The sequence below is a fragment of the Neobacillus jeddahensis genome (assembly GCF_000612625.1).
Classification (GTDB): domain Bacteria; phylum Bacillota; class Bacilli; order Bacillales; family Cytobacillaceae; genus Neobacillus; species Neobacillus jeddahensis.
In genome coordinates this window covers 24597-37253 of record NZ_CCAS010000011.1, presented here as the reverse complement: position 1 = coordinate 37253, position 12657 = coordinate 24597, and the positions used below count along the sequence as shown (strand labels likewise).

At 41.2% G+C, this 12657-nt stretch carries 11 protein-coding genes; all 11 read left to right on the top strand.

Annotated elements, in window-relative coordinates; all coding sequences use genetic code 11:
- The gene (locus TY15_RS07370; RefSeq protein ID WP_040209184.1) at positions 1 to 750 is read left to right on the top strand and encodes an ABC transporter permease; all 750 of its coding nucleotides are present in this window, start codon (positions 1 to 3) and stop codon (positions 748 to 750) included.
- A gap of 744 nt (positions 751 to 1494) precedes the next feature.
- The gene (locus TY15_RS07365) at positions 1495 to 2985 is read left to right on the top strand and encodes a carboxylesterase/lipase family protein (protein ID WP_040209183.1); all 1491 of its coding nucleotides are present in this window, start codon (positions 1495 to 1497) and stop codon (positions 2983 to 2985) included.
- Positions 2986 to 3001: 16 nt separating this feature from the next.
- On the top strand, positions 3002 to 4570 hold the full coding sequence (locus TY15_RS07360) for an ABC transporter substrate-binding protein (RefSeq protein WP_040209182.1): 1569 nt from the start codon (positions 3002 to 3004) through the stop codon (positions 4568 to 4570).
- Between the two features lie 61 nt (positions 4571 to 4631).
- Complete coding sequence (locus TY15_RS07355) at positions 4632 to 5576, top strand: ABC transporter permease (RefSeq protein WP_040209181.1); 945 nt, start codon at positions 4632 to 4634, stop codon at positions 5574 to 5576.
- Positions 5577 to 5591: 15 nt separating this feature from the next.
- Positions 5592 to 6431, top strand: coding sequence for an ABC transporter permease (locus TY15_RS07350; RefSeq protein WP_040209178.1), 840 nt, complete (start codon positions 5592 to 5594; stop codon positions 6429 to 6431).
- Between the two features lie 17 nt (positions 6432 to 6448).
- Entirely contained in the window at positions 6449 to 7450 is a 1002-nt protein-coding gene (locus TY15_RS07345; RefSeq protein ID WP_040209177.1) for an ABC transporter ATP-binding protein, read from the top strand.
- On the top strand, positions 7447 to 8451 hold the full coding sequence (locus tag TY15_RS07340; RefSeq protein ID WP_040209176.1) for an ABC transporter ATP-binding protein: 1005 nt from the start codon (positions 7447 to 7449) through the stop codon (positions 8449 to 8451). The genes TY15_RS07345 and TY15_RS07340 overlap by 4 nt, the downstream gene beginning before the upstream one ends.
- Before the next feature lie 41 nt (positions 8452 to 8492).
- Positions 8493 to 9674 carry a CaiB/BaiF CoA transferase family protein gene (locus TY15_RS07335; protein ID WP_040209175.1) on the top strand — a complete coding sequence of 394 codons (1182 nt, stop codon included), beginning with the start codon at positions 8493 to 8495 and terminating at the stop codon, positions 9672 to 9674.
- A gap of 56 nt (positions 9675 to 9730) precedes the next feature.
- Positions 9731 to 10861, top strand: coding sequence for a serine hydrolase domain-containing protein (locus TY15_RS07330; RefSeq protein WP_040209174.1), 1131 nt, complete (start codon positions 9731 to 9733; stop codon positions 10859 to 10861).
- 99 nt (positions 10862 to 10960) lie between these two features.
- A complete protein-coding gene (locus TY15_RS07325) occupies positions 10961 to 11704 on the top strand; it encodes an SDR family oxidoreductase (RefSeq protein ID WP_040209173.1) in 744 nt (247 codons plus the stop codon).
- A 77-nt stretch (positions 11705 to 11781) separates the two neighbouring features.
- Positions 11782 to 12642 (top strand): AraC family transcriptional regulator, encoded by an 861-nt coding sequence (locus TY15_RS07320; RefSeq protein ID WP_040209172.1) that lies wholly within the window; start codon positions 11782 to 11784, stop codon positions 12640 to 12642.
- Positions 12643 to 12657: the final 15 nt, after the last annotated feature.

The window sequence follows — 12657 nt, the reverse complement described above, 5'->3', positions numbered from 1 at the left end:
ATGAAAAGCAGCACAGGGGTATTACTAGGGCGTTTAATGAGCAACATCATGCGCAGCCCGGATACGATTATCACGGTGGCGATTACGCCGATTGCGATGATGCTGTTGTTTGTTTACGTATTTGGCGGCGCCATAAAGACAGGAACGGAAAACTACGTCAATTATTTATTACCGGGAATCTTGCTGATGGCTATTGCATCCGGCATCTCTTACACTGCCTTTCGGCTGTTTGGGGATGTAAAGAGCGGGCTGATGGCGCGTTTCATTACCATGCCGATCAAGCGCTCGTCGATATTGTGGGCTCATGTGTTGACCTCGCTTGTTTCTAATGGGCTTACTGTCGTGGTGGTTATCCTCGTCGCACTCATAATGGGTTTCCGATCCAGCGCTGGTATCCTGGAATGGCTCGCGGTAGCTGGAATACTAGGGCTGTTTACGCTGGCGCTGACATGGTTGGCGGTCATTCCCGGATTGAAAGCGAAGTCTATGGAAGGGGCGACAGCCTTCTCATACCCGTTGATTTTCCTGCCGTTTATCAGTTCGGCTTTTGTCCCAACCGAAACCATGCCTAAAATTGTCCGTGCGTTCGCTGAGAATCAGCCCGTGACTTCCATCGTGAATGCCATTCGTGCTCTCTTGTATGGAGGGACTGTTGGCAACGATATCTGGATCGCGCTTGCCTGGTGCGTCGGCATCATGGTCATCACTTACTTCTTCGCCATTCAAGCATTTAAACGGCAGTTACGGTAAGCATTGACTTTCCAAAGTTAGCAGAGAGATTGATTGGCGTATAGGAAGGTTTTTGATAGAAAAATAGTATGAGCCAATATATTATTCATGGCTATATGACTTTTTCCTTGTTTGAATACATGAATAGGGGACTAACCCAATGTGGCTAGTCCTCATTTTTTAGATAAGCACCTGGAGAAGGCCATCGAGGAGTTATTAAAAATGGGTATGATCAAGTAAGATTTTGGGAACATAGTATCCCAAATTATTGATTACTATATATCAATTTTTTATTGACTTAAAAATATATCACATGTTATATTGTTGTTAAATTAGTCTGATAATTCTAAAAAGATAGAAAATATAAAATTCAGTTTGATTAATATAGATTAATTTATTAATAACGATTGTCATATATTATTCGTGTGTTCCTGAATAGTAAAAGGTGGTGAGTGAAATGTAAGGGTTTACATTTAGACGAAAAGTGAGATTAAATCCCTCGTGATGATGCAAATTCAGTTTAACTAACAGTTCCGCTAAAACTACCTCAAAAGATACTTCATATACTGTCAGCCAATGCCTATTCCGCTACGATTCTTAGAAAATAAAAAAATAACAATTAATGAGGAGGAGAAATACATACAGATTTTGAGGCCCCTCAACGCAAAAAGAAAGCGTTTACTTAAAGGTGTTACTAATCGTTTTTTGGATTAAACGGATATGACTGGTTACCTAAATAGAAGAACCGTAATAGGGGGGAATAGAATGTCGGAAATTTTGGCAAAAACCCGTTTTGGTATGGTGCAAGGTAGTAGGGAAGGAGAGATTTGCGTTTGGAAAGGGATACCTTATGCGGCACCACCCATTCACTCATTAAGATTTCGTCCACCGCAAGAACCAGATTCTTGGGCAGGGGTGAGAGCAGCCAAAGAGTTTGGTCCAGCACCAGTTCAATCCGAGAGCCCAGCTATGAAATTTCTGGGTGACTCACCTGCGAATAAAGATGAGGATTGCTTATATCTCAACATTTGGTCCCCAGGTGCAGATCATAAAAGGCGGCCTGTGATGGTTTGGATTCATGGCGGTTCCTTTATGTATGGTTCTGGTTCAAGCCATTTGTATGACGGGAAATCATTTGCGGAACAAGGAGATGTAGTAATTGTCACGATCAATTATCGCCTAGGTGTTTTTGGCTTTCTTCACTTAAGTGATATTGGGGGTGAAGCCTATCAAGGGTCAGGAAATTGTGGACTTCTCGATCAAGTGGCTGCCTTAAAATGGGTCAAGGAAAATATAGAAGACTTTGGCGGAGATCCGCATAACGTAACCATTTTTGGTGAATCGGCTGGAGCTGTCAGTGTCGGTAACCTTCTATCCATGCCAAATGCAAAAGGGCTTTTTCATAAAGCTATTCTGCAAAGTGGGACTGCCAGATGCAAGGTAGCAGTTGAAAAAGCCAATGAAATGACTGAACAGCTTCTTTCTGAACTACAGGTCGATCATAACGACCTATCCGCATTAGAAAAGATACCAGCAGAAACCATTTTACAGGCGATTAAAATTTTCCCCCGAACAGCATTCGGCCCTGTTGGAGCTGGGATCACTATTTCCCCCCAACCAGAAAAAGTGCTAGAGGAAGGTTTTGCAAGCGATATTCCTGTCATCGTCGGGACGAATATGGATGAATCACTACTTTTTACGCAATTTGATCCGATCTGGGAACAACTGGATCAAAGAAAGGTAAAGACGATGTTTGAACTTTCATTCCAGCCCTTTTGGAAGAATGTATCCCAATATGTATTACAAGATAGAGAGCTAAGTAAAACGCTCTATGAAGAAGTAATGACACATTATGTATTCACCATTCCAGCGATTTTTTTTAGTGAAAGTCAAGCAAAGCATGGTGCGCCTGTTTGGATGTACCGATTTGACTATGAAAGTAAGGTGTTTAATGGGAAATTAAAAGCTTTTCATGCCCTTGAGATTCCTTTTGTTTGGAATAACTTAGTGAATTCAGAAACAGAAAAGATGACAGGTAATGATCCTCATCGTTACAAACTTGCGGAACAGATGCAACATGCATGGATTGCTTTCGCGCATCATGGTGATCCGAATATAGCGAAATTACCTGATTGGCCGAAATACGATTTGGAAGACAGATCTACCATGCTTTTTAATACAAAAAATAAAGTTGTCAATGACCCAGATCGTCAAAACCGTTTGAAGTGGGAACAAGTTTTTCAAAATAGAAAGTAAAAAAGGGGGAAATGCAATGCTGAAACGAAGGAAAAGTTTTCAAATGATCCTACTGTTTTTAGTTACATTGACGATGGTCATGGCAGGGTGTAGTAATTCTACAAGCTCAAATTCTGAAGGAAAGACGAAATCGGATAATGTTTCACAAGGGAAACCTCAACAAGGTGGTGAATTAACGATCGCCTATGCTGTAGATATTACGAACTTTGACCCCATCAAAGGGACTACAGGAAACGACCATGCACTATTATGGCCTGTATATGAACCATTAGTGAAATTCACTCCTGATATGAAACCTGAACCAGGCCTGGCGGAATCTTGGGAATTTCCAGATGAAAAGACGATGATTCTGCATCTTAGAAAAGGTGTAACTTTCCAAGATGGTACCCCCTTCAATGCAGACGCAGTGAAATTTAATATTGAACGTGTCAATTCAAAGGATTCACAAATTAGTGATTTAAAGAGTATTGAAAGTGTTGAAATTGTGGACGATTCAACAGCGAAGGTTCATTTGGCAAAACCAGATTCATCCATTTTGTTAGCCTTATCTGATCGAGGCGGGATGATGGTTTCTCCAACCGCGGTTAATAAATATGGAGCAGATTATTCGCAGCATCCTGTTGGTGCAGGGCCGTTCACAGTGTCTAATCATATTCCAAATGGACAGATAGAGTATGCCGCTTTTAAGGATTACTGGAATAAAGAACAGATTTATCTTGATAAAATGACTGTCAAAGTGATTCCTGATGCCAATTCGCAAATCAATGCCTTGAAATCCGGCCAAGTTGATTTTGTTCCGGGGGTTGCAGCACAAATCTCTTCTTCATTAGAGAAAAATCCTGATATTGTCTTAAACAGCGAAAACACTTTAGGGCATTTTATGCTTTATCTGAAAGCAAGTGTCGAACCATTTAATAACAAGGCGGTCAGGCTGGCTGTATTATATGGAATTGATCGGGAGCAATTGATTGAAGCGATTAACTTTGGGCAAGGGGAGGTTGCGGATCAGCCATTCCCTAAAGGGTATTGGGCACATGACGATAGCATTAACCTAAACTATGACCCTGAAAAATCAAAGCAGTTGCTGAAAGATGCCGGACTGAAGGATGTTTCTTTCACACTAGTAACCTATCCAATTGAATATTGGTCAAGGTTAGCCAATGCCATTAAAGGGCAGCTGGAAAAGGTAGGCATAACAGTAAAGATTGAAACATTAGAAGCCAACGCGGCGGTTCAGAAGTTTATGACTGATAATAACACAGATGCACTGACAGGCAGCTGGTCAGGACGGCCGGACCCACAAATGACGATTAATAGTCTTTACTCAAAAGATAGCTTTTATAATCCAGGGAAAATTTCTACTCCAGAACTTGAAGCCCTGATTGCTGAGGCTGCTTCCACCTATGAGCAGGATAAACGTGCTGAGCTGTACGGGAAAATAAGCAACGAGGCGATCATCCAACAAGGGATAGCCATTCCACTATTCACTACGCCGGCCACTCATGCAATGAGCAAGAAGGTCAAAGGCTTTGAGCCAAACTTGCTTGGAAAGCCAATCTTCTCAACACTTTGGGTAGAAAAATGATTCGAATGGTGAAGTGGGATGTTAGGTCCTGCTTCACTCTCTTTTAAAAGGAGGGGTAATTATGTTTTTGAAATTCCTGCTACGCCGGCTGCTTTACGTCATCCCGATGCTATTCATTACAACTCTGATCGTATTTTCGTTAATTTTACTCATACCAGGTGATCCTGTCTTGGCCATGCTTGGTGATAGTGCGACACATGAAAAAATAGCAGAATTGCGCCAACAATTAGGACTTGATCAGCCTGTGATGCTTCAATATTTTCATTGGTTAAATAATGCAATTCATGGGGATTTAGGGAGATCGATCTTTACAGGACAACATGTTGATGAAGCCTTAATGCAGACCCTTTCTGTTACAATGCAGCTAGTGGTGGTGGGGATGATTTTTTCCATTGTAGGCGGAATATTTTTTGCCGTAACCTCCATTTATTTTCCAAATAGCTGGATGGATTATGTGGCACGCTTTTTCGGAACTTTAGGTACAGCGATCCCAACCTTTTTAGTTGCCATGATCCTGATTATATTTTTTAGTTTAAAGCTTAATTGGCTTCCCGCGACTGGGTTTACTAGTCTTATCGATGGGCCGGGAACCTTTTTAAAAGGAATCATCCTCCCTGGTTTTTCACTAAGTTTAGCCGGGATTGCCGTCATTACCCGACATTTGCGCTCTTCCTTATTGGAAACCATGGATGCAGACTATGTACGTACCGCCTATTCCAAAGGAGTAAGCCGCTATCGGGCTATTTTTAAACATAGTCTTCAAAATGCGATGTTACCTGTTGTAACGACCATTGGTTTGTTATTTGGAACCGCGTTAGGAGCGACTGTTGTTGTTGAGAATATTTTTGCGATTCCAGGAATGGGTCAGCTTGTAGTGAATGCGATTGAACAGCGTGATTTTACGATGGTACAGGGGGTTGTACTTGTCATGATTGTCATGGTAATTGTCATTAATTTTATTACAGATATTGTTTATGCCTTATTAGACCCACGAATCGAATATTAGAAAGGAGCTTAAGAAATGAGTTTTAAAACCATCTTCCAACGATTAATGGCAGAAAAACTTGCTTTCATCAGTTTTATCTTTCTCGCCATTCTCGTCATCATTGCCCTTCTAGCTCCTTATATTGCACCTTATGACCCTTTCAAGCAAGATTTATCGGAAGTCATGTCTCCACCAAGTGCCAAGCATTGGCTAGGTACAGATGGGTTAGGATCTGATATTTTTAGTCAACTACTAAATGGTTCACAGACGGCGATTAAGGCTGCCTTGTTTGCGATTTTGCTTCCACTCTTTATAGGGGTGCCATTGGGGACTTTAAGCGGTTATTTTGGTGGTATTGTTGATGATATTTTTATGCGAATCATCGATGGAATTATTGCGATTCCTGCCATTATTCTTGCTTTAGGAATTACGAGCGCCTTAGGGGTTAACCTCTGGAATGCCATGATGGCGATTGGGATTATCTTTACCCCGCAATTTGCTAGACTTGCCCGAGGTCAAACGCTGCAAATACGTTCAGAACCGTATGTGGAGGCGGCAAAAATTTCCGGTGCAGGATCTGTTTGGATTATGGTGAGACATATTATTCCAAATATTTCTCCTCCTATCGTTGTTCAAGCTTCCTTTAATCTCAGTATTGCCATTTTGATTGAAACCACACTTAGCTTTCTTGGCCTGGGGGCCCAAGCTCCTGATGTCAGTTGGGGGAATTTGATTCAGCAAGGCTACAGTATGATTGACATGAATCCATGGATGATGGTGTATCCTGGGATTGCCATCCTGCTGACCATCCTAGCTGGGAACTTTCTCGGTGATGGTCTCAGGGTCGCGCTTGATCCAAAACAAAAAAGTTCCTAATAAAGGGGGGAGACCAGTTGAATACAGAAACACCAATACTAGAAGTGAATCATTTAAAAGCTTATATCCCGTCATCAAAAGGGGAGATTAAGCCTGTCAATGATATTTCATTTTCCATTAAGAAAGGGGAGATTGTAGCCTTAGTGGGTGAATCAGGAAGTGGGAAAAGTGTTTCTTCGCTTTCCATCATGGGCTTGAATGCTAGTGCCATCAAGTATCGTCCGGAAAGTTCTATCCTGTTTGAAGGACAAGATTTATTGAAATTAAAAGAAAAGGAATTACGAAAAATTCGTGGCAATGACATTGCAATGATTTTCCAGGATCCCATGTCTTCGCTAAACCCGGTCCATCCGATTGGCAGGCAAATTGCCGAATCGATCATTCTTCATAAAAAAGTTAGCTATAAAGAGGCGATGAAATTAGCCTTGGATTTATTAAATAAAGTCGGTATTCCTGATGCGGAACGACGTCTCAATGATTACCCCCATCAATTATCCGGTGGAATGCGGCAAAGAGCAATGATTGCGATAGCCCTTGCCTGTAATCCGAAACTATTAATCGCCGATGAACCGACAACCGCCCTTGACGTTACGATTCAGTCACAAATCTTAAATCTTTTACGAGATTTACAGAAGGAATTTGGTATTTCAATCCTATTAATTACGCATGACCTTGGTGTTGTAGCTGAAACCGCTGACCGCGTTCTTGTTATGTATTGCGGAGAAATTGTTGAAGAAGGTAATGTCGAAGAAATCTTTGAAAATCCGGGGCATCCATATACAAAGGGGCTAATGGATAGTATTCCATCTTTATACGGACCCTCAAAGGACATCCTCGATGCCATTCCAGGGATTGTACCGAATCCGCTTGAACTGCCACAAGGCTGTCATTTCGTGACACGCTGTGCCTTTGCAACAGAAAATTGTCACGAGGACTCTCCCACATTGAAGAAGCACACTTCAGGGAATCGTGTTGCCTGTTGGAATCCACTCATCAAGGAAGGAGTTGAGGGAAGATGACAGAGAATCAGCCGCTATTGTCACTGAAAGGGATCAAAAAACACTTCCCAGTTGGAAGTGGGCTTTTTGGTAAAAAAAATCAGTTTGTAAAAGCTGTGGACGGTGTCAATCTTGATATTTATCCCGGAGAAACGCTCGGGTTGGTTGGCGAGTCTGGCTGTGGAAAATCAACAATCGGAAGAATGGTTGTGGGGCTTTCAAATCCAACAGCTGGGGATATCTATTTTGAAGGAAAGAAACTGTCTGAATATAAAAATAAAAAAGAATTGGGTAAGAATCTGCAGATGATTTTCCAAGATTCATATTCTTCACTTGATCCTAGAATGACTGTTGCCGATATTATTGCGGAGCCCCTAGTTCTTCATAAAGCTGGAACAAAAAAAGAACGAAGAAAAAGGGTGGATGAACTACTTGAAAGAGTAGGTCTAGCTGCTTATCATGGCAGCAGATATCCGATTGAATTTTCAGGTGGACAAAGACAAAGAATTGGGATTGCGCGTGCCCTTGCCTTACAGCCAAAACTGATTGTCTGTGATGAGCCCGTTTCGGCATTAGACGTTTCCATACAAGCCCAAATCTTAAATCTATTAAAAGAAATTCAAACAGATTTGGGTCTATCCTATCTATTCATCGCCCATGGGATCCAAGCCGTCAAGCATATCAGTGATAAAATTGCCGTCATGTATTTAGGGAAAATCTCAGAAATCGCAGACAAAGAGGAACTATTTGAGAATCCACATCATCCTTATACCAAGGCATTATTATCTGCCGTACCTTTACCGAATCCCAAGCTTCGGGATCGAGACCGGATTATTTTAACAGGAGACTTGCCAAGTCCCGCAAACCCGCCAACAGGCTGTCGTTTTCATACGCGATGTCCTGTCGCCATGGAAAAATGTAAAGGTATGGAGCCAAGTCTAGTCCAAACTTCAAATGATAGTCTGACAGCTTGCTTATTATATGAAGAAGAAGTATCCACTGCAAATAAAATGATCATGTGAGTTTGTATGAAGGAAGCTTGCTACGGCAAGGGGGGAATGTATTGCCAGAAAATAATATATTACAAGGAATACGAGTAATTGATGCCTCTACGGTCTTGGCAGCCCCTTTGATCGCCAACTTGCTTGGTGATTTCGGAGCTGAAGTCATTAAAATAGAACAACCAGGTAAGGGGGATCAAACCCGTAGTTTTGGCGAAGGGACATGGAAGGTTACCAATAGAAACAAGAAAGCGATTACGTTAGATTTTAACAATGAGAAAGGTGTTCAACTATATTATCAATTAGTCGCAAAGGCTGATGTGGTGATCACAAATTTCAGACCTGGAACGTTAAAAAAATGGAAAATCGATTATTCTGATTTAGTGAAAATAAAAGAAAATCTTGTCATGATTCATTTTTCAGCATATGGAAGAAATGGTCCGTACGCAGAAAAACCGGGATTTGCTAGGGTGGCGGAATCGTTCTCCGGATTAACCTATATGACGGGTTACCCAGATCGGAAACCAATGTTCTCAGGTTATCCAATCGCTGACGCAATGGGGGGAGTGTATGGCGCCTTTTCTGTCATGCTAGCGCTTTATCATTTTAAGGCGACGGGAGAAGGTCAACTAGTCGATTTATCATTATATGAACCTCTGTTAAGAGTGATGGAAAACTACATCGCAGACTATGATCTAGAAGGAAAAATTCCTGAGCGAAAAGGTACTTATAACCCTGTTGTTGCCCCAAATGATCTATATGATACAAAAGATCATAAGTGGATGGTTATTCCTGCCTCTACGCAAAATATGTTTGAGAGATTAATGATTGCCATCGGACATCCAGAATTAGTGAAAGATCCAAGATTTCTTACCAATCAACTAAGAGTAAGTAATCGCGATCAATTAGATGAATATATCATTTCTTTCTTTTCTGAGCACACACTTGAATATTTACGTGAATTATTAGAAAAGCATGAGGTTGCCTATTCTCCAGTAAATTCGGTTGTTGACCTATTTCATGATCCGCATGTACAAGACAGAGAGAATATTATTTCCGTATTTGATTATGAATTAAATAAGGAGATAAAAATGCAAGGTATCGTACCCAAGTTTTCAAAGACACCAGGTCAAGTCAACTGGGCAGGGGCACCATTAGGATGGCATAATAACGAGATATATCAAGGTTTACTTGACCTATCAGATGAGGATATCAATGAATTAAAACAACTTGGGGTCATTTAATCTCGCATCTATAGAACATCATATTCCAGTAAGAATCATATTTTGGGAGGAAAACGATGGCTAATTTTGATGATCTACGAAACTTTATGGACACGGTACCCGAGCTTGGCGTTTCAGGCATCGATTGTATCGTATATAAGAATCATAAGTTAATTTTCCGCTATGCAGCGGGGTATTCTGATATAGAAAATCAGATTCCGATGCAGCCAGACGCTCTCTATAACATCTATTCAGCTACAAAAATCATCACATGCGTTGCAGCGATGCAGCTAGTTGAAAGAGGTAAGCTTCTTTTGAATGATCCTCTTTTTCTATACCTGCCAGAATTCAAGGAGATGAAGGTCAAAAGGGGAACTTTTGTGATTAAACCGGCAACGCAGCATATCCGAATCGTTGATCTGTTTACTATGTGTGCAGGTCTCAGCTATGAGCTTGACACTCCGGAAATGCGGAAACTTATCGCTGATACCGGCCGAGATTTTAGTACGAGGGATTTTGTTAGGGCACTAGCAAAGGAACCTCTTCTGTTTGAACCGGGCGAAGGCTGGAATTATAGCTATTGCCATGATGTTCTTGGTGCAGTCATTGAAGCCGTATCCGGAATGTCATTAGGAGAATATCTAAAGAAAAACATCTTTGACCCTCTGGAAATGGAGGATAGCGGGTTTTCCGTACCAGAGGAAAAACGCGGAAGAATTGCTCCACAGTACCAATACAGCTATGAAACGGAATCGGTCGTAAGAGTAAGCAGTGATTGTATTGGCGCCGCCGGATTAAGACATGAAAGTGGGGGCGGAGGACTAATCACGACTGCAGAAGATTACATTTTATTTGCCGATGCCCTTGCCTGCGGAGGAGTTAGCAAAGACGGCAACAAAATCATAAGTGAAAATACCATCAATCTGATGCGAAGAAACCAGCTAAAAGGACAATGCCTTAGCGATTATCGGGAAATGGTTATATCTGAAGGGATCGGATATGGGCTGGGCGTATCCGTGGTGATGGATGCTGCGGCAGCATTTAGGCTTGTTCCTGAGAACTCTTTCTCTTGGGGTGGCCTCGGCGGTGTACAGGTTTTTATCGATCCAGCTAACAGGCTTTCTTATTTCGTTGCACAGCATACGCTATACAGCCCTAAACCTCTAATGGAGCCTAAAATGCTGAACATTCTCTATTCTAGTATTTAAGATTGAATCTTAACAGTTTATTCATAAGGAATATCGCAAGTTTGAAATTTTGCTAGATTGTAAGATAGAAATTAGTTTCATGAACGGGAGGTTACGGTTATGGGGAATTTGTCAGGAAAATACGCCATTGTTACTGGCGGTGGAAAAGGAATCGGTGAATCAATCGTTAAACGCTTTTTGGAGGATGGAATGGAAGGGGTTGCGGTCCTAGAATATGATGTCAGGCTTGTGGAAAAAATGATTTCGAACCTGGGTGAAATAAGCGATAAAGTCCTACCGATCCAATGTGATGTTTCAAACGAAGCACAAGTGAAACACGCTGTTACTCAAGCTATAGAACGTTTTGGTACAGTTGACATTCTCGTCAATAATGCAGGGATCACGAAGGACAGCATGTTTCACAAGATGGCAGATGACGCCTGGGACGCGGTTTTAAATGTGAATCTCAAGGGAGCGTACCACCTCTGTAAATACGTCATCCCGATTATGCGAAAGAATGCTTACGGAAGAATCGTCAACATCTCATCAGTATCGGCATTCGGTAATCCAGGGCAGGCTAATTACGCCGCCTCAAAAGCAGGTTTAATCGGATTTTCAAAAACGCTGGCGAAGGAAGGCGGACCGAAAAATATTACAGTGAACTGTGTTGCTCCAGGTTATATAGAAACGGATATGTACAATGATGTTCCTCAAGAAATCATCGCTGAACATATGAAGCTAATTCCTTTAAGAAGACTTGGGCACCCGAATGAAGTCGCAAGTGCGGTATCTTTTCTTTCCAGTGATGATGCAAGTTTCATATCAGGTCAGTGTCTCATTCTAAGTGGAGGAGCTACAACTTGATGAACCGATCAACAGGAATTTAAGAGGAGGGTCACGAAATATTATAATACTAAAATTTTTTTAAGGTGATTAGACAAATGAATAAACATATGATCAATATACTTTGGCTTGCTAAAAGTGAATACCCGTCTGGTAGTAGTCTTACCCCTCATAAACATGAATACTATCAGATTTACTATGTTATTAGTGGAGAAGGAGATTTTATTGTAGGGAATGAAACAGTGAAAATGGGTCGGGGGATGTATCTATTTACAAGACCGAATGATATCCATGGCATCTCCAACTCACGAGATGTAGACGGAAAACCCTTACGAATGCTGGAAGTAAAGTATGTGGTGTTTGACAACGAGTTTCAAGAAAGTCTAAATCAGATTCCGATTGTCTGCCAGGGCTCAGATACTATTGAAGAAATGCTTGAGCTAGTTTTTAAAGAAGGAATTGACACACTTCCTTGGTATCTGGAAATAGCCACACATACTTTCATCGCTGCGCTATACTATATGATTCGATTTCAAAGAATTGAAATTTCGGCAAATCCCCAAAAGTCAAAGGTGGTCGATCAAATTAAAGAGAATATACAAGAAAATTATAAGAATGAAATTTCTTTGGACCAGCTTGCACAGTATGTTGGTCATAGCAAAAATTATATTTGTAAAACATTTAAAGAAAATACCGGCATGACCATCAATCTGTATCTTAATAAACTACGAATCGATAAAGCCGCAGAGTTATTGGTTAACACTAATTTGGATATAGCAGAGATCAGTAATGATGTCGGATACAATAACATCTATCATTTCATCAAGACGTTTAAAAAACTTGTTGGTACTTCACCTGGGAACTTCCGCAAAAATGAACTCAGTGGCAATGCTCTAGTGAGTTCCAAAGTTACGGCAATTGCAACGATTCCGGCTCAGCAAACGAGGAATGATGTATAGCATTCTAAAAAAATG